This is a genomic window from Methylomonas lenta (assembly GCF_001644015.1).
In the GTDB taxonomy this organism is placed as follows: Bacteria; Pseudomonadota; Gammaproteobacteria; order Methylococcales; family Methylomonadaceae; genus Methylomonas; species Methylomonas lenta.
Map to the genome: position 1 here is coordinate 27,563 of NZ_LUUI01000044.1, position 24,071 is coordinate 51,633.

General features: G+C 47.6%; 21 protein-coding genes. 13 read left to right on the forward strand and 8 right to left on the reverse strand.

The genetic code is table 11. The annotated features are described in order from the left end of the window. Nucleotides 1-4 precede the first annotated feature (4 nt). Nucleotides 5-2,299 carry a DNA translocase FtsK gene (locus A1359_RS02910; protein ID WP_066977738.1) on the reverse strand — a complete coding sequence of 765 codons (2,295 nt, stop codon included), beginning with the start codon at nt 2,297-2,299 and terminating at the stop codon, nt 5-7. Between the two features lie 174 nt (nt 2,300-2,473). Between A1359_RS02910 and trxB the strand changes: the two genes are divergently transcribed. The 6 genes from trxB to recD all read left to right on the forward strand — a co-directional run bounded on the left by trxB (nt 2,474) and on the right by recD (nt 11,301). Beyond that, the gene (gene trxB / locus A1359_RS02915; protein WP_066977741.1) at nt 2,474-3,430 is read left to right on the forward strand and encodes a thioredoxin-disulfide reductase; all 957 of its coding nucleotides are present in this window, start codon (nt 2,474-2,476) and stop codon (nt 3,428-3,430) included. 40 nt (nt 3,431-3,470) lie between these two features. Beyond that, complete coding sequence (aat, locus tag A1359_RS02920) at nt 3,471-4,163, forward strand: leucyl/phenylalanyl-tRNA--protein transferase (RefSeq protein WP_066977744.1); 693 nt, start codon at nt 3,471-3,473, stop codon at nt 4,161-4,163. Further along, nucleotides 4,160-4,861, forward strand: a complete 702-nt coding sequence (locus A1359_RS02925; protein ID WP_066977747.1) for an arginyltransferase — start codon at nt 4,160-4,162, stop codon at nt 4,859-4,861. Before aat ends, A1359_RS02925 begins: the two co-directional genes overlap by 4 nt. Before the next feature lie 19 nt (nt 4,862-4,880). Then, complete coding sequence (efpL, locus tag A1359_RS02930; protein WP_066977750.1) at nt 4,881-5,447, forward strand: elongation factor P-like protein EfpL; 567 nt, start codon at nt 4,881-4,883, stop codon at nt 5,445-5,447. A 281-nt stretch (nt 5,448-5,728) separates the two neighbouring features. Continuing rightward, entirely contained in the window at nt 5,729-9,409 is a 3,681-nt protein-coding gene (gene recB, locus A1359_RS02940) for an exodeoxyribonuclease V subunit beta (RefSeq protein WP_066977755.1), read from the forward strand. Further along, nucleotides 9,406-11,301: an exodeoxyribonuclease V subunit alpha gene (recD, locus tag A1359_RS02945; RefSeq protein WP_066977759.1), complete on the forward strand. Its 1,896-nt coding sequence runs from the start codon at nt 9,406-9,408 to the stop codon at nt 11,299-11,301. Before recB ends, recD begins: the two co-directional genes overlap by 4 nt. A gap of 10 nt (nt 11,302-11,311) precedes the next feature. Here the strand turns inward: recD and A1359_RS02950 are convergent, their stop codons facing one another. Next, nucleotides 11,312-11,866, reverse strand: a complete 555-nt coding sequence (locus tag A1359_RS02950) for a DUF4136 domain-containing protein (protein ID WP_066977762.1) — start codon at nt 11,864-11,866, stop codon at nt 11,312-11,314. Between the two features lie 30 nt (nt 11,867-11,896). Then, nucleotides 11,897-13,144: a cation:proton antiporter gene (locus A1359_RS02955; protein WP_066977950.1), complete on the reverse strand. Its 1,248-nt coding sequence runs from the start codon at nt 13,142-13,144 to the stop codon at nt 11,897-11,899. A gap of 290 nt (nt 13,145-13,434) precedes the next feature. On the opposite strand from A1359_RS02955, the gene A1359_RS02960 reads away from it, so the two are divergent. From A1359_RS02960 to A1359_RS02990, 7 genes are all read left to right on the forward strand, one after another. Further along, nucleotides 13,435-14,472 (forward strand): agmatine deiminase family protein, encoded by a 1,038-nt coding sequence (locus A1359_RS02960; RefSeq protein ID WP_066977767.1) that lies wholly within the window; start codon nt 13,435-13,437, stop codon nt 14,470-14,472. Nucleotides 14,473-14,576: 104 nt separating this feature from the next. After that, on the forward strand, nt 14,577-15,461 hold the full coding sequence (locus A1359_RS02965; protein ID WP_066977770.1) for a carbon-nitrogen hydrolase: 885 nt from the start codon (nt 14,577-14,579) through the stop codon (nt 15,459-15,461). A gap of 71 nt (nt 15,462-15,532) precedes the next feature. Continuing rightward, the gene (locus A1359_RS02970; RefSeq protein ID WP_066977773.1) at nt 15,533-17,092 is read left to right on the forward strand and encodes a cation:proton antiporter family protein; all 1,560 of its coding nucleotides are present in this window, start codon (nt 15,533-15,535) and stop codon (nt 17,090-17,092) included. Nucleotides 17,093-17,173: 81 nt separating this feature from the next. Next, entirely contained in the window at nt 17,174-17,905 is a 732-nt protein-coding gene (locus A1359_RS02975) for a DUF1538 domain-containing protein (RefSeq protein WP_066977775.1), read from the forward strand. Beyond that, nucleotides 17,902-18,681 (forward strand): DUF1538 domain-containing protein, encoded by a 780-nt coding sequence (locus tag A1359_RS02980; RefSeq protein ID WP_157200442.1) that lies wholly within the window; start codon nt 17,902-17,904, stop codon nt 18,679-18,681. The genes A1359_RS02975 and A1359_RS02980 overlap by 4 nt, the downstream gene beginning before the upstream one ends. A gap of 8 nt (nt 18,682-18,689) precedes the next feature. Continuing rightward, a complete protein-coding gene (locus A1359_RS02985; protein ID WP_066977778.1) occupies nt 18,690-19,040 on the forward strand; it encodes a P-II family nitrogen regulator in 351 nt (116 codons plus the stop codon). Beyond that, entirely contained in the window at nt 19,037-19,444 is a 408-nt protein-coding gene (locus A1359_RS02990; RefSeq protein WP_083960466.1) for a CBS domain-containing protein, read from the forward strand. The genes A1359_RS02985 and A1359_RS02990 overlap by 4 nt, the downstream gene beginning before the upstream one ends. A gap of 11 nt (nt 19,445-19,455) precedes the next feature. Here the strand turns inward: A1359_RS02990 and A1359_RS02995 are convergent, their stop codons facing one another. The 5 genes from A1359_RS02995 to A1359_RS03015 are packed head-to-tail and all read right to left on the reverse strand — an operon-like array spanning nt 19,456 to nt 24,069. After that, entirely contained in the window at nt 19,456-19,668 is a 213-nt protein-coding gene (locus A1359_RS02995; RefSeq protein WP_066977780.1) for a YbdD/YjiX family protein, read from the reverse strand. After that, nucleotides 19,661-20,023 carry a PilZ domain-containing protein gene (locus A1359_RS03000; RefSeq protein ID WP_066977959.1) on the reverse strand — a complete coding sequence of 121 codons (363 nt, stop codon included), beginning with the start codon at nt 20,021-20,023 and terminating at the stop codon, nt 19,661-19,663. Before A1359_RS03000 ends, A1359_RS02995 begins: the two co-directional genes overlap by 8 nt. Before the next feature lie 46 nt (nt 20,024-20,069). Next, nucleotides 20,070-20,561: a hypothetical protein gene (locus tag A1359_RS03005; RefSeq protein ID WP_198159248.1), complete on the reverse strand. Its 492-nt coding sequence runs from the start codon at nt 20,559-20,561 to the stop codon at nt 20,070-20,072. A gap of 56 nt (nt 20,562-20,617) precedes the next feature. Next, on the reverse strand, nt 20,618-23,416 hold the full coding sequence (locus A1359_RS03010; protein ID WP_066977783.1) for a class I adenylate cyclase: 2,799 nt from the start codon (nt 23,414-23,416) through the stop codon (nt 20,618-20,620). 41 nt (nt 23,417-23,457) lie between these two features. Continuing rightward, the gene (locus tag A1359_RS03015; protein WP_066977785.1) at nt 23,458-24,069 is read right to left on the reverse strand and encodes a histidine phosphatase family protein; all 612 of its coding nucleotides are present in this window, start codon (nt 24,067-24,069) and stop codon (nt 23,458-23,460) included. Nucleotides 24,070-24,071 lie beyond the last annotated feature (2 nt).

Genomic DNA, 24,071 nt, shown 5'->3' on the forward strand with positions numbered 1-24,071 from the left:
AATGTTAGCGCGGCGGCGGGGCCAGCACTTCTCGGGCACCATTATTCTCAGCGGGGCTAACCACACCGGCATTTTCCATGTCTTCGATGATGCGCGCAGCACGGTTATAACCGATTTTAAAGCGACGTTGTACGCTGGAAATGGATGCCTTTCTGGATTCGGTTACAAAAGCCACGGCTTCATCATAAAAAGCATCATTCTCGCTTTCCTCACCACCTATGCCGGCTACATCGCCAGTATCGGTGCGTTCCTGGGTAATTTCATCCAGATAATTCGTCGGCCCGGTTTTTTTCAAAAACTCTACCACCCTATGCACCTCATGATCATCAACAAATGCGCCATGACAGCGGGATGGAATACTGGTACCGGACGGCAAGAATAACATATCACCGTTACCCAGCAACGCTTCAGCGCCGCCTTGGTCGATAATGGTGCGGGAATCGATGCGGGACGATACCTGAAACGAAATCCGGGTTGGCACATTAGCTTTAATCAAACCTGTCAATACATCAACCGAGGGTCGTTGTGTGGCCAGTACCAAATGTATGCCGGCGGCCCTGGCTTTTTGCGCCAGCCGCGCAATCAACTCTTCGACTTTTTTACCTACCACCATCATCATATCGGCTAACTCATCGATAACGATGACAATGCTAGGTAATGTGGTTAGGGTTGGATAATCATTAAAGGGTATGGGGGTTTCCGGCCGAAACAAAGGATCACGTATGGGCTGACCTTTAGCTTCGGCTTCTGTGACCGCATGGTTATAACCGGCCAAATTACGCACTCCGACTTTGGACATCAGTTTATAACGACGTTCCATTTCAGCCACCGCCCAGCGCAAAGCGTTCTGAGCGTCCTTCATATCGGTGACCACAGGTGTTAATAAATGTGGAATGCCCTCATAAACCGACAGTTCCAGCATTTTTGGATCAATCATGATTAAACGTACATCATCCGGTTTGGACTTGTACAACAAGCTCAGAATCATGGTGTTAATGGCTACCGATTTACCGGAACCCGTGGTACCGGCTACCAATGCATGCGGCATTTTACCTAGATCAGCCACCACCGGCGTACCGGAAATATCTTTCCCCATTGCGATACTGAGTTTGGATTTGGAACGTTCAAACTCATCCGAAACCAGCAAATCCCGCAGCGATACCATTTCCCGTTCCTGATTGGGAATTTCCAGACCAATCACCGACTTGCCTTGGATAACGTCAACGATACGCACACTGGTCACCGACAAACCGCGGGCCAAATCTTTAGATAAAGTACTAATGCGGCTGACTTTAACGCCAGCGGCCAAACGCAATTCAAAACGGGTGATAACAGGTCCCGGCAACACTGCTTCCACTTCTACCGAAATGCCATAATCCTGCAAGACATCTTCGACTTGTCTGGAAATTTCTTCTAGCTCCAGTTTTGAATAACGTTTAACCTTGGTGTCTCGCTTATCCAGCAATGACAATGGCGGCAAGGCATTCAAATAAATATCCGCAGTGAAGTCCTCAGTCGGTTTAGTCTCTTTTTTAGCTTGTGGCTTAAGGCTAACGGGACTTTCTACAGGCGCGGTTTTTAAGATTTGTATTTTGGCTTTTTTAGGCGTTTCTTCCTCACTGACTTCAGGCGCTACGACCCGCTTTTTTTTGCTTCGCACCTCAGGTTGAGGTTTTTCAGCACTATCCCGTTCGGACACATCCAAAGCCCGCCGACCAGCCGTGGTAAAAGTGTTCAAGGCAAACTTTCCCACTAAATTCATCATGCCCAACCAGGATAAACCAGTCAGCATAGTAATCCCGGTCATAAAAACAGCCAGCAGCAGCAGCGTTGATCCTGAATTACCCAATACAAGCACCAGTACATCACCGATTTCCCTACCCAAAATACCACCAGGACCATCTGGCAAATCGACTTTAGTTCTAAGGAAAAGAAAATGTAAAGAGAAAACCGCCGAACCGGAAACCATCGTGGCAATAAAACCACAATTTCGTAGCAGCAAACACCAACGACTTTCAAATGTACCCGGCGTATAAAGCGCGTAGCCATACCAAAAAATCATCATCGGTATCAAATAGGCCATTAGACCTAAATGTATCAAGACAAAATCCGACACCCAGGCGCCGAATAAACCGCAGGCATTTTGAATTGACTGGTAAGACGTGCTATGACTCCAGCTAGGGTCTTCGGTATTAAATGTAATTAAGGCGATTAAAAGAAATAATCCGCAACAGGAAAATCCCAATAAGGCTATTTCGCGAAAGCCTCTCACAGTTCTTTCTTCCACAACAGCTACCATAACGCAATGCTCACAAAATAAAGCTCAATAAAACATGATTATAGATGATAAAAACCACATTTTACATTAACCTGAAGAATTGACTGCCAAAGCCTTGATGTCATAGCGGTTTTATAGCTTGGCAATTGCCCGTATAATTTTCCCACCTTAACCCGCTTCATGGAGACCGCATCAATGGCTGACGCAAAACATTGCAAATTGTTAATTTTAGGTTCCGGCCCTGCCGGCTATTCTGCTGCCGTTTATGCTGCCCGCGCCAACCTCAATCCAGTGATAATCACCGGCATGCAGCAAGGCGGACAACTCACTACCACCACTGACGTAGATAACTGGCCCGGAGACGTAGACGGTGTGCAAGGGCCGGAATTAATGGACAGAATGCTGCGGCATGCCGAGCGTTTTGACACCAAAATTATTTTCGATCACATCCATACTGCCGATCTGTCTAAACGCCCTTTCACCCTGACGGGCGATACTGATGTTTATACTTGTGATGCTTTAATTATTGCCACCGGTGCCTCAGCCAAATATCTGGGTCTACCATCCGAAGAAGATTTCAAAGGTAGAGGCGTATCCGCCTGTGCAACCTGCGACGGTTTTTTCTATCGCAACAAACCCGTAGCAGTCATCGGTGGTGGCAATACAGCGGTCGAAGAAGCTTTGTACCTAGCCAACATCGCCTCGGAAGTAGTTGTCGTGCATCGGCGGGACAAATTCCGTTCTGAGAAAATACTGTCGGATAAATTGCTGGAAAAATCCAAATCCGGCAATGTCCGCATCGAATGGAACCACACGCTGGACGAAGTACTGGGCGATGATATGGGCGTCACTGGCATTCGCATCAAAAACACCCAAGACGGCACAAGTAAAGATATCGATCTGCATGGCGTATTCATCGCTATCGGCCACACGCCCAATACCGACATTTTTGCCGACCAATTGAACATGGAACATGGCTATATCGTCGTCAATAGCGGCATTCATGGCAATGCCACCGCCACCAGCATATCTGGCGTATTTGCTGCCGGCGATGTGATGGACTCACATTACAAACAAGCCATTACCTCAGCTGGTGCCGGTTGTATGGCTGCCCTGGATGCGGAAAAATATCTGGATGAATTAGCCGACTAACATCAGTTGCTGGAATAGCTTCTTCCCGCATTGATACTCCATGCGACTCACAGCTCTCGATTCATTCAAACCGAATCAAGCCTTCCCTACCCTCGATCAAGCCCTTGAAGAACCCAATGGCTTGATCGCTGTCGGCGGCTGCCTGTCGCCGCAGCGGATAATCAATGCCTATCGGCATGGCATTTTTCCCTGGTTCAATCCTGACGAACCTATTTTGTGGTGGTCTCCTAATCCACGCCTGGTTTTATTTCCAGAAAAGCTTAAGGTATCGCGTAGCTTGAATAAAACCCTACGCAAACAACTTTTTGAAATCCGCTTGGATAGCGCATTCTTATCCGTGATACAGGCGTGTGCCGAACCACGCCCGGAACAAGCAGGCACCTGGATTAGCAATGAGATGAAACAAGCTTATTTGCAGCTGCATCACCTGGGCATTGCCCATAGCGTGGAGGCCTGGCAGGATGGTGAGTTAGCAGGCGGTTTATATGGCATAAGCCTCGGCCAGGTTTTTTTTGGCGAATCCATGTTTCACCGAAAAACCGACGCCTCCAAAGTCGTATTTGTACATCTGGTTAAGCAACTCACAAACTGGGGTTATCGATTAATCGATTGCCAAGTCAAAAGTGAACACCTTGTGAGTTTAGGTGCGGAGGAAATTTCGCGTGATGAATTTGCAAACTTGCTAAACCATTATTGCGACCAGTATGCCGACGCACAGGCTTGGCAGCCATGATTTCACTGCCACTGTGGCTGACTGCAGAAAATGCTTGTAGTTATCTGACTGGCAAGTTGTCGCAATCGGCTGTAGTGCATCCGGATTTTGACATGGACACCCCGCTCTATGCGCAATTGCTGGAACAAGGTTTCCGTCGCAGCGGTAGCCAAGTCTACAAACCGTACTGTAATAACTGTCAAGCCTGCATACCTACCCGACTTCCGGTTGCCGTTTTTCAGCCTAACCGCAAACAGCGCCGTTGTAGCCAACGTAATAAGCACACCCAGGTTGTCATCAAAACAGCTGAATTCAATGAACGGCATTTTGATCTCTATCGGCGTTACCAAATTGCCCGCCATGACAAGACACAAGCAACTGAGATCAGCCGCGAAGATTATTTACATTTTTTAGGCAGCACATGGTGCGACACCTGGTTTGTGGAATTTTTGATCGAAGGCCAATTGGCAGCGGTAGCGATTGTCGATGTACTGGAAAATGCTTTGTCTGCGGTATACACCTTTTTCGACCCAGCATTTAACGATTACAGCCCAGGCGTATTTGCCGTGTTATGGCAAATTGAAACCGCCCGACAACACCAGCTGGAACATGTTTATCTAGGCTTTTGGATCGCCGATTGCCGTAAAATGAGTTACAAAACCCAATATCAACCACTAGAAGGCTTAATCGCCGGAAAGTGGCAAAACATCAAATCATAAATCTAACGAGGATTAAGCAGTGCCAAAAGCCAACGAACTCAAGCAGGGAACCGCCATCGAAATCAACGGCGAACCTTATGTGGTAAAAAAAATAGATGTGCGTAATCCTACATCGCGTGGTGCCACCACACTGTATAAAGTCCGCTTCACGCATATGAAAACCCGGCAAAAGCTGGATGAAACCTTTAAAAGCGACGACATGCTGAAAGCAGCTGATTGCTCACGGGAAACTGTGCAATTTTCCTATCAGGATGGCGATACCTACTACTTCATGAACAGCGAAACTTACGAGCAATACAGCTTGTCGGCGGATGATCTGGAGGGGCAAACCGAATATTTGTCCGATGGCCTGGAAGGCATCATGCTGTTGCTAATGGACGATGCCCCACTAGGCATACAATTACCCAGCACCGTCACCCTGCAAATTATTGAAACCCCGCCGGCCATGAAAGGTGCTAGCGCCACCAACCGCACCAAACCCGCCAAACTCAACACTGGCCTGGAAATTCAGGTACCTGAATATATCGAAAGCGGCGAAATGGTCAAAGTGCACAGCGAAACCGGCAAGTTTTTGTCTCGGGCTTAATCAATAGGCGCATCCAGCCATCGTCTAAGGCTAATAGCAAAGAAATCAAAGTTATCTGAACTGCACCTTGCTCAAGTTTCGATCAGCCGATGTTTCTCGATAACCAAAGCAGGGAAAATGAACAGCAAAGCCACGCAGCAAAACTGAAAATCTGCAATTTGTTCATGCTCCCTGCTTTGCGTGTTGCCGATGAAATTCCATGCAACATTCCCATGCAACCCAGGCTTAATCCCGGTAAATTTACTGGCATCATTTGAATTGCACACCCACCATAAACCAGTATGACTATTGCCAGCAGTATCGACGCCCTGACCTTCCCCTTATCCGGCACTCGATTAATCGAGGCCAGCGCCGGGACTGGTAAAACTTATACCATCGCCGCATTGTATGTGCGTTTGGTGCTTGGTCATGGCTTGTCTGGTATGGAGTTGTTGCCGCCGGATATTTTGGTGGTGACTTTTACCGATGCGGCAACCAAAGAATTACGCGAACGTATACGCGCACGCTTAACGCAGGCTGCCGGGTATTTTCGCGACAAAGCAGTTGATAGCGACGATTTTTTGCAAAGGCTGCGAGCCGATTATCCTGAAGAGCTATGGTCGGCCTGTGCCTATCGGCTGGAACTGGCTGCCAACTGGATGGATGAAGCGGCGGTTTACACCATACATGGTTGGTGTAACCGCATGCTGCAACAACATGCGTTTGATAGCGGCAGCCTGTTTCAACAGGAAGTCGATACCGATGATCAGGAGTTATTGAATCAGGTGGTGCGCGATTATTGGCGACAGTTTTTTTATCCGTTGTCCGCTACAGCCTGCCAAGCAGTATATCAGCTGGCAAACACGCCGGATTCATTGGCGCAATTGTTGAAACCACTGCTTTTTGAAACCGAAGCCTTGGGGCTGGATTGGGCAGATGAGGCTATTGCTGATACCTTTCAAGCCTGGGAAGACTGGGATAATCAACGCCAAAAGCTGGAAACCAAAGCCCGTGAGTTATGGCTACAAAATCAGCCAGCCCTGACAGCCTTATTAACAGAAGCTTCACAAAATGGATGGCTAAATGGCAATCTGTATCGAAAGGCAGGCTTTGATAGTAAATTACAGCAAATGGCCGCCTGGTCGATAGGGGATGAACTTGATCTCGACAGTCTGACAAAATTTGCCCAGCAAAAACTACAAAAAGCGCTAACTAAAGCCCATCCGGATAAAAGCCCTTATTTTGAACACGCGGCTTTTCAAGCCCTCGACACTTTAGTCGAGCATTGCGCTACAGAAATCGACATCGCCGACAGTATCACTCGTCATGCGATCAAATGGATACGGGCGCGTTACGAAACCGAAAAACTGCGTATCGCCCGCATGACGTTTCATGACATGCTGACTCGACTGGATACAGCTTTGCAAACCCAAAATGGCGACAGGCTGGCGGATGCCATTCGACAGCAATATCCTATTGCACTGATTGATGAATTTCAGGATACCGACCCTGTGCAATACCGCATAATCGCCCGTTTGTATCCAGCCGACCTTCAAAATGACTTAGGCTGTTTCATGATAGGCGATCCTAAGCAGGCGATTTATTCTTTCCGTGGCGGTGATATTTTTACCTATCTGAAAGCCCATCAAGCCACACAAGGTCGACATTACACATTAGATACCAATTTCCGCTCCACACAGGCTTTGGTTAACGGGGTGAACCAGGTTTTCAGCCATGCGGACAAACAACAAACCGAAGGGGCTTTTTGTTTTAAACAGCATGATCACAATCCGCTACCCTTTATTCCGGTGGCGGCACAAGGCCGTCAGGATGTTTGGGTCGTAGACCAACAACCCGCTGCGGCCCTCACCCTGTGGACATTAGCTTCGGAAGCCGCTGTGGGTATGCCGGAATATCGTCAACAAATGGCGGAAACTACCGCCAGCGAGATTGTGCGGCTTTTGCATTCGGCGGCTATCGGCCAAACCGGTTTTCAACTCAAAGCCGGCGAAATACGCCCACTACAGCCGGCCGATATAGCCATATTGGTGCGCAGCAACCACGAAGCTAAAGTCATGCGCAACGCGCTGTCTAATCGGCAATTGCGTAGCGTGTATTTATCGGAACGCGAATCAATTTACGCCAGCCCGGAAGCTGGTGACATGCTGATTTGGCTGAAAGCCCTGGCTCAGCCGCGCGATGAGCGCAAAGTGCGGGCGGCTTTAAGTACCGCAACCCTGGGCTGGTCGTATCAATCTCTACAACAATTGACGCTAAACGAGTCGGCCTGGGAGCAAGAGCTGGAGCGTTTTTTAGGCTACCAACAACGCTGGTTGAAAGACGGTATTTTGCCGACATTGCGGCAATTGATGAGCGATTACGCCCTGCCGGCCCGATTGATGTACAGCTCTGACGGCGAACGCCGGCTAACTAATCTGTTGCATCTGGCGGAATTATTGCAACAAGCCAGCAGCCATTTAGAGGGCGAACCGGCGTTGATCCGGCACCTGGCAGAAACTATTGCCGCCAGCGAACAAACTGCCGAAAATAATGTGATTAGACTGGAAAGTGATGCCAATTTAATCAAAATCATCACTATTCATAAATCCAAAGGCCTGGAATATCCGTTGGTGTTTCTGCCGTTTATTTGCAGCTTTCGAGAAGTCGCTGGGCGCAATAACCGTTATTACCGCTACCATGATGAGGATTTAAATCTCAGAATAGACTTGAATAAAAATGATGACATCAAAGCGATCAGCGACAAAGAACGATTACAAGAAGACTTGCGCTTGCTGTATGTTGCTATCACTCGTGCCCGTTACGCCTGCTGGTTAGGCATCGCGGCGATTAAACAGGGCAATAGCAAAACCAGCCAACTCGACAAAAGCGCCCTGGGATATTTACTGGGCTGGCAGGCAGGTATGGCCAGCTGTGAACTCAGCAATTGTTTGAGGCAACTTAAAGGCAATTGCTCGTCTATCGATACAACTGAGCTACCAGAAGCTAATGCCAGCCTTTATCAGCCGACGCAAACCCATTTGGCTTTTGAAACAGCCTGCATGTCGACCGTTAAGATCAGCGACAATTGGTGGATTGCCAGTTACTCGGCCTTGCAAAGCGAAACCGCCAGCATAAACAGTCAAGCAAGCAAGCAAGATGAGGCGGAAAACTACCGCGAAGATAAACACAGCGATGAGGCCGATGCAACTTCTGCATTGCAAGCTATCCCAGCCTCCGGCATTCATAGCTTAGCTCGGGGCGCCGGGCCTGGAGTATTGATTCATGAGTGTCTGGAACAATGCGCCCAATACGGATTTAAAGCGGTATATGCAAACCCTGCGTTGGGCAGGCAACTGATCGAGAAAGTCTTTAACCACGCTGAATGGCTGGACAAACACGACATTCTTGAACAAGGTTTATATCAGTGGCTGAACTTAGCTTTGCTGGCTAATACGTCGTTGAGTTTGTCTGATTTGGAAACTGTGCATTATCAAGCCGAAATGGAATTTTTGCTGGGTGCCGACAGTGTGGATGTCATAGCCGTGGACGAATTAGTACAACGTCACACCTTTTCCGGCCAACCCCGCCCTCGTTTACTGGCCAATCAAATTAACGGTTTACTGAAAGGTTTTATCGACCTGGTATTTGTGCACAACGATCAATATTATGTACTGGATTATAAGTTTAATGCGCTGGGCAATAGCGATGCTGATTACACCCAACCAGCATTAGACAACGCCATGTTAAGTAAGCGCTACGACCTGCAAGCGGTGTTGTATTTGTTGGCACTACATCGACTGCTTAAAACCCGCTTAGGTGATAACTACGATTACGACAGCCATATCGGCGGTTATGTCTATTTATTTCTACGCGGCGCGCAAAGCACCACTGCTGGACGGATGTGTGCCAAACCAGCCAAAATTTTGATCGAATCACTGGATACGTTGTTTTCCAATTCAAGCCTGCAAGGAGAGCCGACATGAGTTCAAAGCAGGTTTTTGCAATGATAGATGACTGGATAACACGCGGTTGGCTGAGTCAGTTAGACAAAGCCTTTGCCGTTTTTTTACACGACCTGGAACCTAATGCCAACCAGGTGGTGCTATGGGCCGGCGCCCTGGTCAGTCATCAACTTGGACGTGGCGAAGTCTATCTTGATTTGGAAAAACTCTGTTTGCAGCCGGGTTTAACGTTGGCTCTATCCAGCGATGACAATGAAAATGCACTGTGCTTATTTAAGGCTGATTCAGCGGATGACTGGATTAGCCAGCTGAAACAGTCAGTTTTGCTGGCATCGGGTGCAGGCAGCACCCCGCTGGTATTGCAAAATAGGCGTTTGTATTTGCGACGTTACTGGCAGTACCAACAAACGCTGGATAGGCAAATCAGCTTGCGTTTGCAACCGGTCAGACATCAGCTGCCAGCCGACTTTCAGCAAACCTTGCAACAACTCTTTAGTGAAAACCAGGAACAACCTGACTGGCAAAAAATTGCTTGCGTATTAGCCATGCGCAGCCGCTTTGCCATTATCACCGGCGGCCCCGGCACCGGTAAAACCACGACATTAACTAAATTGTTAAGCTTGTTAATTCAACTGGCCAAACATGAAACAGACAAACCCAAGCTGACTATTCTATTAGCCGCACCCACCGGCAAAGCAGCCGCACGCGTCAGCGAATCAATTGCGAATGCGCTGGAACACCTGCAAATGCCGGAAGAAATCAAACAGCAGATCCCCAAAAAAGCCAGCACATTGCATCGCATGCTCGGCAGTCGTCCCGAAAGTCGGCGCTTTCAGCATAATCGCCACAATCCCCTGTTAGCGGATATTGTGATTGTCGATGAAGCGTCGATGATCGATCTGGAAATGATGGCGTCTTTATTGGATGCTTTGCCGGAATCGACACAACTGATTTTGTTGGGCGATAAAGATCAACTGGCTTCGGTAGAGGCCGGTTCGGTGATGGGCGATTTATGTCAGGCTGCCGAATACGCTGCTTACGATCAAGCAACCTTGCAATGGATAAGCCGTTATAGCAGCGAGAGCTTGAGCGCAGTCGACAATCCCGGCTCAGCGATTAATCAACAAACTGTCATGCTGCGTTACAGTCATCGCTTTGGAGAGCATAGCGGTATCGGCCAACTGGCCAGAGCCGTAAACGCTGGCAATGTTATCAGCGCCCAAAGCATTTTATCTGACACAGGAACTTATCCCGACCTGAAACGCTTAACGTTGTCCGATTCGGCTGATACGCAGTTTAAACAATTAGTATTGGCTGTTGGTGACAAGCAAAGTAATCCAGGCTACGGGCATTATCTTAATATTATTTTCCAGCAGCGGCCTAATGATGCCGACAATTATGAGCAATGGGCGCTTGATGTGTTGCAGGCTTTTGACTTGTTCCAAGTACTATGTGCTTTACGCAGTGGGGATTGGGGCGTGGAAGGCTTGAATCAACGCATCGAAAAATGGCTGTTTCCAGAGATAAAAAACACACTTTGGTATGCAGGCAGACCGGTCATGATCACGCGGAATGACTACAACCTGGGCTTAATGAATGGTGACATTGGCATTACCTTGCCGGATGTTGTCGGGAAACTAAGGGTGGCCTTTCCCGGTAACGAAAACAGTAGCAAAATTCGCTGGGTCTCGCCGATGCGCTTGCCTGATGTGGAAACCGCATTTGCCATGACCGTACACAAATCGCAAGGCTCGGAATTTAATCATGTGGCTTTGATATTGCCGGATACTCGCAGCCCAGTGTTAACCCGAGAACTTATTTATACTGGCATTACCCGCGCCAAAGCACACTTTAGCTTACTGGAATGCCGGGGTGATATTTTTGCCCAAGCCATAGCGCTGAGCTGCAAATAAAACCAGTCTATCAATGCGCACCATCAACGGGAAACTCTTGGACGATTTCTTCAACGGCTTCCCGAATGCGCGTGGCGTTGGTTTCCGGGTCACTGACAGTACCGGTAGCAATGCCACGAAATACTAGTTTCTGAGTCTTGGCATCGACGAAATCCAGTATTAACGTGCCTTCGGTATATTGCGACACATCAGTATAATTGTAGGGAGCACCCACCCACATGCCGTATCGACCATAGCCATAACGCATGCCAGCATAACCCCAATCGTTCGATTGAAAAACAGCCAATTTTTCTTGAGTCGACACATGCTGTATCACATGCAGATCGGCATTTTCGGCTTTTTCAATGATACCGTGCTGAAAAAGAGTAGCACGCAAGGTTTGCCGGAGAGCTGCATCACTGGAAGGCGATAGTGGAATCTTTTCGGTAGAGGGCGCCAAAGTATAGCTTCGATATTGGCTAAAAGATGTCGCATGATCGTAGTCTGTCGTCACCGTAATGCTGGAACAGGCAGTTAGACAAAAACTAATGGCGGCAACTGTATAGTTGCGTAACTGGGTAAACATGACTTTTATCTCCGTTGTTTTTAATTCACTTTAACCCGCTGAGTCATCTGCATCAATGCCCTTAAATTCAGCCGCAGATGGATGCAGGCCGGCAATTCTTTTGAGGTAAATATTGATTCCCGGTAAGGCGCTAAATCCGTGCGCAAAAATGCTCAGCAATACCGTCATCATAATGGCTAACTTAACGGTAGCCTCTCCGGGTATATTCAACTCTTGTTCCAGATAAACCAAACCCAAGACTATGGATGCCAAGCCACGGGGACCAAACCAGCCCATAAACAAAACAGTGGAACGGCTCAAGCCGCTACCAGCCAGAGCCATTGCAACCGGTAGCATACGCACGAGCGTAAGACTCAACAACGCATAGATCAGGTGGGTAAAATCAAACTGTGTACTAGCCTGCGCCACCAATACGCCAAACAAGAAAAACACGAAAAAATCGAACAATTGACCCCAGGTTTCGGTAAATTCGACGCTATGTTTACCCGCATCTGTGAAACAAATCTGCACGGCAAAGCCTCCGATGTAAGCGGCGATGAACATACTGGCGCCACTGGCTTCAGAAGCTAACACACACATCAGTGGTAAAGCGACCAATCCCAATTGCTGCAAAGGCGCTGCCATCCATTTTTTTCGACAAGCCAGTTCAAGTAACCAACCACCAACAGCACCGATGCTGAAACCTATCAAACTGCCATAACCGATTTGTTCAAGCATAAATCGACTTAACAGTGCCGATGCAGCTTCACTACTTTCCAAAACCAGAGCTATAAAACACATCAAAAAAGGCACAGAAAGACCATCATTCAGACCGGCTTCTATGTTAAGTGCTTCACGGATACGTAAAGGCACTTTGGGGCTATTGACTATCACCGCACCCAGTCCAGCATCGGTAGGTGCCAAAATCGCTGCCAGGATGCCGGCTTGCCATACGTTAATCCCAGGAAAAACCATCACAGCCGCTATGGCACCCAATAGAATGGTCAGCAGCATGCCAGTGGTCAGTAGACGAAACGGCAGACTACGATTAGTAATCAGGTGTTTAAAACTAATATGAGCTGCGTCGGTAAATAATGTCATCACCAGACCAATTTCGGCCACCCATAAAAAGCCGTGTCGTTCAAGCACCAGATCGGAAATACTAACTGACGGCAAGCTATAGAGCAGCATGCCGGCCAGTGTGAAAATAATAGGCGCAGTAACCACGGTGCGCTCCAAACGACGGGACACCAGGCTGTATAAAAATACCGTCAACAGAAAAACAGCTATGAAAATCATGATTTGGGTTTTAAAAAAATAGAATGATTTAGTTCGGCTTAATAAAACCAGCCGCATTGAATAAAGGCAATTTCTAAAAAATTATGTCACTTTTCTGCATAAAACAAAGGCATCAGCTGAATGCAGTAATTGCATATCACCCTAGCCATTTTATTGATGGCATCATCAACCACAATAGGACAATTATCCCGCTGATGAGTATATATTTTTAAGCTGCAAAACATTCCCTAAGCAGCATTGATACAATAGCGCATTTGTTTCAAATCCACTTTAACTCTATGGAGTCATTCATGATCCGTTTTCCAGCCGAATGGGAACCACAAGCTGCCGTTGTTATCGCATGGCCGCATTCTTGCGGTGATTTTGCTAATCTTTCCGACGTTGAGGACTCCTATCATTTCATTGCCAAAACGATCAGCCGGTTTCAACCACTTATCATTGTTTGCAAAAATGGCGAACATGAGGTGCACATTCAAAATTTATTGAAAAGCACTGAAAACATCCACTTCATACAAGCAGATTACAACGACATCTGGGTCAGAGACACCATTTTTTTAAGTATGGAATGGCAACACCCTAAAGCCAAACTACAGTTGGTCAACTTTCGATTTAACGGCTGGGGCAATAAATACCCTCACGATGCCGATAACAACTTGAATCTGGCTTTATTTAATCATCCCATTTTAAAGGGCCAACCTTCAGCTACCATCGATTTGATATTGGAAGGCGGAAGTGTGGAATCAGATGGTCAAGGTACGGTCATGACCACTAAAAACTGCCTGTTTAACCCCAATAGAAACCCAGGCTTATCGGAACAGGCCATTACCAGCCAAGTGAAGAATTATCTAGGTGCCCAACGTATTTTATGGGTGGAGCAGGATAATCTAGCCGGGGATGACACTGATGCTCACATCGATACCTTGGCCCGCTTCTGCGATACCAATACCATTGCTTACACCAGCTGTGACGATGCTGAGGATGCACACTATCTAAGCTTGAAAAACATGGAAGAGCAGTTAAAAGCCTTTAAAACCGTAACTGGCGAAGCTTATCGACTAATTGCCTTGCCGTTGCCCAAGCCAATTACCGACGAAGAAGGTCAGCGTCTGCCGGCGAACTACTCTAATTTCCTGATTATCAACAATGCGGTATTGGTCCCTGTTTATGCGGACGCCAACGATGCAGTAGCGTTGCAAAGACTGGCGGATTGTTTTCCAGAGCGGGAAATCATCGCTGTGCCCTGCCGTCCCCTGGTACATCAATATGGCAGTTTGCATTGCGCCAGCATGCAAATTCCGGCCTTTGTAAACTTAAATTTCGAACCGTGAAGGTGCAAAAACGCTAGCCGTATTGCACCAAATGACTTTAAATTAGGCGCAATACGCTTTGCTATTGCGCCCTACCTTAATTTCACCACCTGACACACCAGCCCATGAAAAAACCCATCATTGCCTGCGCAGTTCAACAACCCTGCAATCGTGGCCGGGATAACAATCTGGCCTATTCCATCAGTCAAATCGAACAAGCTGCGCGGCAGAATGCCGAATTAATCGTGCTGCCCGAGTTACACCTGGACCATTACTTTTGTCAAAGCGAAGACACCGACTGTTTTGACCTGGCTCAAACCATCCCCGGCCCAAGCTGCGAAACCTTGAGCCAGGCCGCTAAAGACAACAAAGTCGTCATCGTCTCGACGATTTTCGAAAAACGTGCCCCCGGCTTGTATCACAACACCGCAGTGGTATTTGATAAAGACGGCAGCCTGGCCGGAACATTCCGCAAGATGCACATTCCCGACGACCCGGGTTTTTACGAGAAGTTTTACTTTACCCCAGGCGATTTAGGCTTTACACCGATTGAAACCTCGATTGGAAAACTAGGCGTATTAATTTGCTGGGATCAATGGTATCCGGAAGCCGCCCGCCTGATGGCTTTAGCCGGCGCCGACGTATTGATTTATCCCACCGCCATAGGTTGGAACCCGGATGATGAGCAGGATGAAAAACAACGTCAGCTGGACGCCTGGATTACTGTGCAGCGCGGGCATGCCGTTGCCAATGGCCTACCGCTCATTTCCTGTAACCGAATCGGATACGAGGCGGCTCCGGACCAGGCCAACGGCATTCAATTTTGGGGCAACAGCTTTATTGTCGGTCCACAAGGAGAATTTTTGCAACATGCCGATGATCAACATGATACCTTGTTATTAGCAACTTTGAACCCTAAACGCAGTGAAGATGTGCGCCGCATCTGGCCATTTCTGCGTGATCGGCGTATTGATTGCTACGCTGAACTGGTAAAGCGCTATATCGATTAACTTAGAATCCAGCATTTTTATATCTATCGTACCATTGAGATTTTTGTCAACCTTAAAACGCCTTCAGCACAATGATTGAATTAATCTGGATCGGCACAGCCTATTTTATGGGTTTAGCAGCTTCCAGAATAATGCTACCTCCGCTGGTAGGTTATCTTCTGGCCGGCTATGTTTTGCATGCACTCGATTTCAGCCCGCTAACCGCCCTACCCCATATCGCTGACATTGGCATCGAATTGCTGTTGTTTACGGTTGGGCTGAAAATCAAGCCCCGCTCACTGATTCGCAGCGAGGTTCTCAGCGTAGGCGGCTGGCATTTGCTGATCGTGGCCGGATTTTCGACGCTGACATTTTTCTGGCTGGACCAGCACATCACCGGCGGTTTGATACTGGGCATCAGCCTGGCTTTTTCCAGTACCGTGTTAGCCATCAAGGTGCTGGAAGATAATGGCGAACTTTCCTCGTTTCATGGTCGCGATGTACTAAGCATCCTGATTTTGCAGGATTTGATCGCCATCGCCTTATTGGCTTTTACCGATGGCCATCAACCCACGCCCTGGGCACTTGAATTGCTGGTGATTCCCTTTATGCGCCCAATCGCCTACCGCTTGCTGGAAGCCAGCCGTAACGAAGAATTGCGCCTGCTGCTTGGCGTAACCATGGCGTTGGCGGGTGGCGTGTTTGCCGAACATCTGGATATTTCCGCCGATATCGGGGCTTTGTTAACCGGCATCATGCTGGGCGGACATAGCAAAACCGAGGATATCGCGCATAAACTCTGGAGTTTGAAAGAGCTGTTTCTGGTGGCGTTTTTCTTGCAAATCGGTCTTAACAATTTACCCACTCAGCAAGAAGCACTAACCGCTTTGGCGTTGTTAGCCTGGCTGCCTCTGCAAGGCGGCTTGTTTTTCGTACTCTTCATCATGGCAGGTTTACGGGCTCGTACCGCCTTTGTATCTTCGCTAGCCCTGACGACCTATAGCGAATTCGCCCTGATCACCACTGCAGCAGCGGTCAATTCGGGCCTGTTGGCGCAAGAATGGCAAGCCATCATCAGTCTGACAGTTGCCGGTTCTTTGGCCATAGCAGCACCATTAAATCGTTATTCACATATCTTGTTTGCCTGGCTGGAGCCGGTATTGACTCGTTTCGAACGCAAACAACGCCAACCCCACCTGGATCGTATTCCGGAAACCATAGGCGCGGCCGAATGGCTGGTGATAGGCATGGGCCGCACCGGCACATCAGCATACATGGCCTTGCAAGGCCAGGAAAAGCGTGTGGTTGGCTTCGATGCCGACCCTACCGTAGTGGAAATTCATCTGGCTAAAAACCGTCGCGTGGTCTACGGCGACTCCGAGGATACCGAATTATGGAATGGCTTACCCCTGAATAAGATAAAAGGTGTGATTCTGACTCTACCTGAATTTAACATACGCTGCTCGGCAACCACTCAGCTGAGAAATCTTGGCTTTCAGGGTACGATAGGCACCATTTATTATTATGATGACGAACAACTGGAGCTGATGCGCTTGGGTGCCAGCTATGTGATTCACCCGCTGGCTGAAGCGGGGAACCAGATGGCAGAACACATGTTGACCAAGTATAACAACAGCCTGTCGGGTGACTAGTTCATCACGACCCCGCACCACTAGACAGCAATTATTATGCTAACCTGATAAACCGGCAATTGTGTATTGGATGACTATCCCATGTTCCGTAACAATCGATTGTTCAGATTGATCATCAGCAGCTGTCTCGACTTGGCACCGATTTTAGCGGTCGTGTTGGTGTTTCAACTAGCGGTGATCCAACAGCCGATTCCAAATGTAGCCGAGTTAATCATCGGTTCGTTATTCGTGGTGTTGGGCTTGACTTTCTTCATGCTTGGCCTGGAGCAAAGCCTATTCCCGATCGGCGAATCTATGGCCAATGCCTTTGCCCGCAAAGGCAGCGTGTTCTGGCTGTTGCTGTTTGCGTTTTGCTTAGGGTTTGGCACTACCATTGCCGAACCTGCTCTGATTGCCATCACAACGAAAGCTGCCGATATTGCCGGCGGCGCGCACTTGATAGCCGATAACGATGCTGCCAAAACCGATTATGCGCTTGACCTGCGTCTGACGGTCGCCACCTCGGTCGGTGTTGCCATCGTAATCGGCGTACTGCGCATCCTGATGGGCTGGCCGTTACATTATTTCATTATCGCCGGCTACTTTGCGGTGACTGTGATGACACCGTTCGCGCCGGCTGAAATCATTGGCATTGCTTACGATTCGGGGGGTGTCACCACCTCCACCATTACAGTGCCACTGGTTACAGCGTTGGGTATCGGCCTCGCCAACTCCATCAAGGGCCGTAATCCGGTCACGGACGGCTTCGGACTGATTGCCTTTGCGTCGCTAACACCGATCATTTTCGTCATGGCTTTCGGCATGCTGGCATGATGACGTGGCTACAACACTTTTTGGATACCCTGCTGGAAACCGGTCGCGACGTGTTACCGATTGCGGCCATCATCATCGGTTTTCAGTTGCTGGTGATACGCAAACCTATCGCCCATCCCGGCAAGACGCTGTTGGGGTTTATCAACGTGCTGATCGGCATCGCCTTCTTTTTAGAAGGCTTAAAAATGGCGCTGTTCCCACTCGGCGAACTGATGGCCACGCAACTCACGGCACCAGAGTTTCTAAATATCGCCGACAGCACCGCCGCTGCGGACTGGCGGAATTATGGCTGGGTCTACCTTTTTGGTGCCTGCATCGGTTTTGCCACGGCGCTTGCCGAACCGTCTTTGCTGGCCGTGGCGACAAAAGCCGAGGAAATATCCGGCAAAGCCATCAGTGCCCTGGGTTTGCGGATTGCTGTATCTTTTGGGGTTGCAATAGGGATTGCGTTAGGCACATTTCGGATTGTTACCGGCACTCAGCTGTATTTTTATATCGTTACCTGTTATGCGGTACTGATCATCCAGACGCTGTTCGCCCCTAAATTCATCATCGGTCTGGCTTACGATACCGGAGGCGTGACAACCTCCACCGTCACGGTGCCCCTGGTAACCGCACTAGGTTTGGGGCTGGCGTCCACCATACCCGGGCGCAATTCGCTGCTGGATGGTTTTGGCCTGATTTCATTCGCCTGCCTGTTTCCGATCATATCGGTACTGGGCTATGCTCAACTCGCCGAATGGCGAGCCAAGAAACGCAATTCCAATCATTCCTGAGGATTATCATGCGCTTTAAATTGATCATTGCTTTTGTCGACGACACCAAAACCGAGTTGGTACTGGATACCGCCCGTAAAAGCGGCGCCAAAGGCGCCACGGTGATTACCCAGGCTCGCGGCGAGGGTATCAAGCAATCCAAGACATTCTTCGGTCTGACGCTGGATGTCCAGCGAGATGTTTTACTGTTTTTGGTTGAAGAACACTTAAGCCGCCATATTCTGGAAAAAATCGCCAAGGCCGGAGAGTTTGATTCCAAACCCGGCTCAGGTATCGCATTTAAAATCGATGTGGAAGACGCGATTGGCGTCATGCATCAAGTCGAAGAACTCACTCAAGAATTGGAAGATGAAATATGATCGATAGCACTAAAATCATTAAGGTTAGAAACATCATGCGCACCGATTTTGCCAACATTGACGGTTCGGCTACAGTAAAAGAAGCATTGCTGCTGATGAAAAGCAAAAAAACTTCGGTACTGGTAGTCAATAAACGCCATGAATATGACGAATACGGTTTGGTCACCTCAGGCGATATTGCCCGACACGTGTTGGCAAAAGATAAAGCACCGGATCGAGTCAATGTCTATGAAATCATGGCCTGCCCGGTGATTCAGGTCAGCCCGGAAATGGATATTCGCTTGTGTTCAAAATTATTTGCCAATTATGGCTTGGTAAGAGCGCCGGTGATCGAGAACGGTTTAGTGATAGGCATGGTCAGCCCCAACGCGCTGGTATTGGATGGCTTATACAAAAACCTGTGAGCTGAATTAACTCAGCAACAACGTTTAATGCCATTCCATTTACGCTGGGTCTCATCGGCAAAAAATGCTTTACGGCTCAATGGTCGTTCATCTGTTTCAGCATGCAGGGCTTGCCAATGGGCCAAATAGCGCTCGTAGGCAGCCTCGCCATTCAGCTTATGCCAAAGTTTTAATAATCGAGTTAAACTAAATCGGTTGATCAATTGCATGACTTGCTTACTCATCTGCAGGATCAGGAGCATATTTAACGCATTCAAACATCAGATTGTCCAATTCTTCTTCAGTGTGGTGCTCAGCATATTGCAGACCGCATTCATTTTTTTTATGAAAATGTTTAATTCTGCCATGGATGGAAACCGGTACGCCGGATTCCGGTAGGATAATGGATATTCGCAATTCCGCCTCGTCGATTTCCTGTCCAAAAGGCTGTTTCAGTTTGATTTTGATACCGCTATAACTCATATCAACTACCAGGCCGTCGATGACAATTTCGTCAGCAGGTGGTGGCGGATCGATAATGATGTGCGCGGCAAGTCCTTCGGGGTTAAATCGGATATGACTACGTTTATCGGCTTCCACTCTCATGCTCCATATTAGGCTTTGCCGTGAGTATAGGCAGAATCGTTCAGACGGTAAAATTTATCTGCTGCACGCTGCCCACCTGACCATTTCCATTTAAATAAATACCACTACTGGCCACTTCACCTAAAGAACGATTATTCTCTTCAGCTTTGAGCTGAAATGGGCTGGTGATATGACCCAGAAAAATAGCGTCAATATTTTTTTCACCCAAGGCCAGCAATTGTTGCGACCCATCGGCATGGCGTTGCCAGATTCTAAGCTGCTTGTAGATGGAATCGGCTTCATCAATAAATGGGTTGTTATCTTCGTCATAGTTGGCCAACTCAGCAAAGCCGTTTCCGGATATAGGCCCAAATAACTCGGAACCATGGTTGATTTTACCGTCCTGATTTTTATCCAGCGCCAGCATGCCGCTATTGGATTTCAGGGTGGCAATTTTCTCCAAACTACCATTGGCATCGATATCGAATTGATCGGTGCGTTGTTGCTGGTGATACCCGGCCTGCATTTTGATGGCTGCGTTGTCGATAATCATGAACGTGTCCTCACTTCAGAAGCTTCCATGAAGTTATCGACACCTATTTGAGAACGTTAAATATTTAATTTTTCTTCGATTTTTTGTTTGTAATTGAGGTAATGCAGACTTTGCACTTGATCGATATGTTTGACACCCAGTAACTCCAAAGGCACCTCGATTTCGGTGATATGGAAGGGATAATCTTCATGACCTTGCCTGAAACTCAAAATGTAGTTTTTGACCTCGCGGTAAGAACGGGCATCAACAGTAGAAAATTTACGTTCATTACAATAAACGGCCAAGTCTTCATCTCGATCAACCACTATCCTCACACGCAAATCCAGCACCGAATTACCCTGCTTCACTTGCGTTGCATGACAAGACACTACCCCCGACGAATTCCTTTGGATTTCATAACATTTAATGAGCAAATTTTCGGGCAACTTGGCTTCAAGCTGTAAGGTTTTGATAAACACACAATAGTGCATCAATATGTGCTGCGGATTGGCACCACTATGTTGACGCACAAATAACGCACTCTTTTCATCGATGATATAAACAGCGACATGTTTGCTGGTAGCGTGATAAAAAATCTGCAAGGTATCCGGTAAATTATGTTGGTATAAAAACGGAATATAGGTTTGCTCCAACACAAAATCATCAAAAATAACGGCTGAATACTGGGGTTGGGCACTGTACAACTCATGTAATAATTGATTATGATTTTCCAAAAAATAAAAACCCAACGCATTGTTTTGCCATTTAAAACAGCAATAACCTGTTGCTGCAGCCACAAAATAGCGACTGCCATATTGTTGCGGATGTTTAGCAAATCTCTCCAACAATTGAGCAAAGATGGATTCTATTCTTAATTCAATACTGCGCCCTCTTCCGCGAGTGTAACAAACCACTTGCAAACTTTCTGGCACTAAAGGTTTGATCGTGTTACTAAAGATTTCGCTAAGACAGGCAAAGATACCCTCCAAACCAACATATTGCTGCAAGGTCACTTCGCCCCAGCTGGAAACCGACAATTTTTGAATGCCTTGTACAAAACAATATCGGCTTTCCCCATAACTCAAGGGATCAGAGCGTTCGCTCATCATGAATTGCTGCTGGTTAGCATCAATAGCCAATCCTTCTCCTAGATTCACCATCAGCAATGACGATAACAAGCGATTAGGTTGGGCATAGATTTCCAAGCCGGTTTCTTTGGCTGGTAAGTATTTCGATAAAAAAGCATTTAGCTCAGTGATTAACCGACTAAAGTCGCTGTCGGTAATTTTTTGGGTTTTAGTTTGTAATTGCAGATTAAGATCGCGTCTATACAAACCGTTCACTACCGCCCAACACAACAACTCCAATAAAGTATCGCATTGTTTGATGGCTTGCTCCGCGCTTTGCGGTGCAGGTGGCATCCTGCCTTCAAACAAACACCAAGTCGACTGAGTATCCGTCAGGGGCAACTCTGCAATGGCCCACACATTTGGTTTGGCATGCACCATGGTGCGCGTTGTCAGCACTTCGACTTTACCAGGGCGCAAATCCAAAAAAGCCCTTAATTTACGACTTAAAAGTTTTAAATCATGATTTTGATCGGGATGGTCTATAGGATCACCGGTGATTTTCAAAATAACCCGCAAGCACTGTTGCAACTGATCACGAATCACAGCGTGCTCAATAGTGGCTTTTTTAATATCCCAAAAGTTCTGCTTGGCTAAATTGCTGATTAAATCGTCCGGCCACTGCCAACGACGGGCAATCATACCCATAAAATCATCATGCAGCTGTCGGGTTTTATTATCCAGTGAGCTGGAGGAAGAACCCATGATTTTGATTTGGAAACATTCCCTGGCCAGATTCAGCCGTTGAACTGAACCTGCTTGACGCAAATAATCATCGACTTTGTTGTAAATAAGCAAATAGGGATCGAGCGTATCGACACTAAAATCACCGCGATAAATGGCTTGCTTCATAGACGAACACAACCATTGTGGACGGGGAAATTCAGTCGCGTAGCTTTCCATTAAAAATAACTTTAATAAGGCCTTGTGCGGCGAACTTAAAGATTTATAAATATGCCAAAGCGTGGCGCTGACAAATTCAGCTAATGGAATATCCTGCAGGCCGCCGAAATCCAGCACATCAGACTCGGAAATAAAACGATTTTCCAGCAAATGCGCTACATATTGCGGATAGTTATTTTCTTGATGCGGCGGTACTAACCACCACATCGGCACTCTCCCAGCAATATAAATCGACGTGCGATAAAACTCTTCCAATAATAGATAATGCTGCGTCACACCGCTGCTTTCAGCAGACAGCGGCGTATTTTCTCCTTGTCTAAATTGTTCGCTATTCAACAGAAAAAAATGAACCTCGAGTTTTAACGAAGCCGCCCACTTTTCTATCAATCGAGCTTTTTGTTGTAATTCTTCCAACTCGTCAGCTATCAAACTCGGCTCATGGCACAGCCAAATATCAATATCGCTATCTTTAGAAAAGGCTATGCTGCCAACGCTGCCCATTAAAAAAATACTCTGTATTGAATAACGCCTGAGGGCTTTTCGTTTATATAAATAGGCTTTCGAAAACTGCTTGGCAGTATTGATAGCCTGTTTACTGGGTAGATAGTCCGGAATACCAGCCGGTGTTTCCAAAGACACAAAACCGGGCAGCAATGGATGGTTTTGATGAAAAAGCAGCGGCAGGATATACAAAAAATCATGCTGCCTGGGCTGTAAAAAAGCCTGCACTCGCTGAAGACGGCTTTGGTTAAAATGTTTGAAACGTTCGGCTACCGTATACAGATCTTTTTTACTGATCTCTTCGCCGGGGGCGCCTAAATGGATCGGTGGAAAGCGGGAAGTCAAAGTCTATCCTGAGAAATGAAGGCTTGGGTCAGTATAGAAAATCAAACAGGCTTATGGAAGTTTAGTTGCACGAATCTGCCGACTTCATCATCAAAACAACTAAATCTGCTTAAACAAGCGTGTGGCACGTCGATCTGGAAACTCTGCTGGGGTGTAATGCCCAGCAATTGTGAGAACAGCAGCCGAATGACACCCGCATGGGTGATGACCAACACATGCTGTCCGGCGTATTGAGTTATAAGGCTATCCCAAGCTTGTTGAATTCTTTCGGCGAAGTGCGCATAACTTTCGGCATTGGGCGGTGTAAAACCCGCTGGATCGAGATAAAACTTATTTAGCGCATTCGGTGCATGCCGGCTAATCTGCTCTGCCGTATGACCTTCCCAATCACCAAAATCAATTTCCATCCAATTCGGCTGGTTCACCCATGGCAGCTGGTGCTCCTGCGCCCAGGCAGCCGCAAAAGAGGCGCAGCGACGCAAGGGAGAACTTATCACTGCTTGCCAATGCCGACCTTGGCACTGTTGATACATTTGCTGCCAGCCCTGTTCGGTCAAGGGATCATCTGTCACGCCGCGAAAACAGTTTTCGCCCAGCACTTCGCCATGCCGAAGAAAATCAACAATGGTAGGCTGTAACTTGGATTCCGGCATAG

What these genes read in the sequence shown, in the direction of transcription:
- aat (WP_066977744.1), top strand. Translation starts at nt 3,471, where the DNA reads ATGCGACTCACAGCTCTCGATTCATTCAAACCGAATCAAGCCTTCCCT.
- trxB (WP_066977741.1), top strand. Translation starts at nt 2,474, where the DNA reads ATGGCTGACGCAAAACATTGCAAATTGTTAATTTTAGGTTCCGGCCCT.
- A1359_RS02980 (WP_157200442.1), top strand. Translation starts at nt 17,902, where the DNA reads ATGATGACGTGGCTACAACACTTTTTGGATACCCTGCTGGAAACCGGT.
- A1359_RS02960 (WP_066977767.1), top strand. Translation starts at nt 13,435, where the DNA reads ATGATCCGTTTTCCAGCCGAATGGGAACCACAAGCTGCCGTTGTTATC.
- recB (WP_066977755.1), top strand. Translation starts at nt 5,729, where the DNA reads ATGACTATTGCCAGCAGTATCGACGCCCTGACCTTCCCCTTATCCGGC.
- A1359_RS02995 (WP_066977780.1), bottom strand. Translation starts at nt 19,668, where the DNA reads ATGAGTAAGCAAGTCATGCAATTGATCAACCGATTTAGTTTAACTCGA.
- A1359_RS02965 (WP_066977770.1), top strand. Translation starts at nt 14,577, where the DNA reads ATGAAAAAACCCATCATTGCCTGCGCAGTTCAACAACCCTGCAATCGT.
- A1359_RS02950 (WP_066977762.1), bottom strand. Translation starts at nt 11,866, where the DNA reads ATGTTTACCCAGTTACGCAACTATACAGTTGCCGCCATTAGTTTTTGT.
- A1359_RS03015 (WP_066977785.1), bottom strand. Translation starts at nt 24,069, where the DNA reads ATGCCGGAATCCAAGTTACAGCCTACCATTGTTGATTTTCTTCGGCAT.
- A1359_RS02975 (WP_066977775.1), top strand. Translation starts at nt 17,174, where the DNA reads ATGTTCCGTAACAATCGATTGTTCAGATTGATCATCAGCAGCTGTCTC.
- A1359_RS03005 (WP_198159248.1), bottom strand. Translation starts at nt 20,561, where the DNA reads ATGATTATCGACAACGCAGCCATCAAAATGCAGGCCGGGTATCACCAG.
- A1359_RS02990 (WP_083960466.1), top strand. Translation starts at nt 19,037, where the DNA reads ATGATCGATAGCACTAAAATCATTAAGGTTAGAAACATCATGCGCACC.
- A1359_RS02955 (WP_066977950.1), bottom strand. Translation starts at nt 13,144, where the DNA reads ATGATTTTCATAGCTGTTTTTCTGTTGACGGTATTTTTATACAGCCTG.
- recD (WP_066977759.1), top strand. Translation starts at nt 9,406, where the DNA reads ATGAGTTCAAAGCAGGTTTTTGCAATGATAGATGACTGGATAACACGC.
- A1359_RS02985 (WP_066977778.1), top strand. Translation starts at nt 18,690, where the DNA reads ATGCGCTTTAAATTGATCATTGCTTTTGTCGACGACACCAAAACCGAG.
- A1359_RS02970 (WP_066977773.1), top strand. Translation starts at nt 15,533, where the DNA reads ATGATTGAATTAATCTGGATCGGCACAGCCTATTTTATGGGTTTAGCA.
- A1359_RS02925 (WP_066977747.1), top strand. Translation starts at nt 4,160, where the DNA reads ATGATTTCACTGCCACTGTGGCTGACTGCAGAAAATGCTTGTAGTTAT.
- A1359_RS02910 (WP_066977738.1), bottom strand. Translation starts at nt 2,299, where the DNA reads ATGGTAGCTGTTGTGGAAGAAAGAACTGTGAGAGGCTTTCGCGAAATA.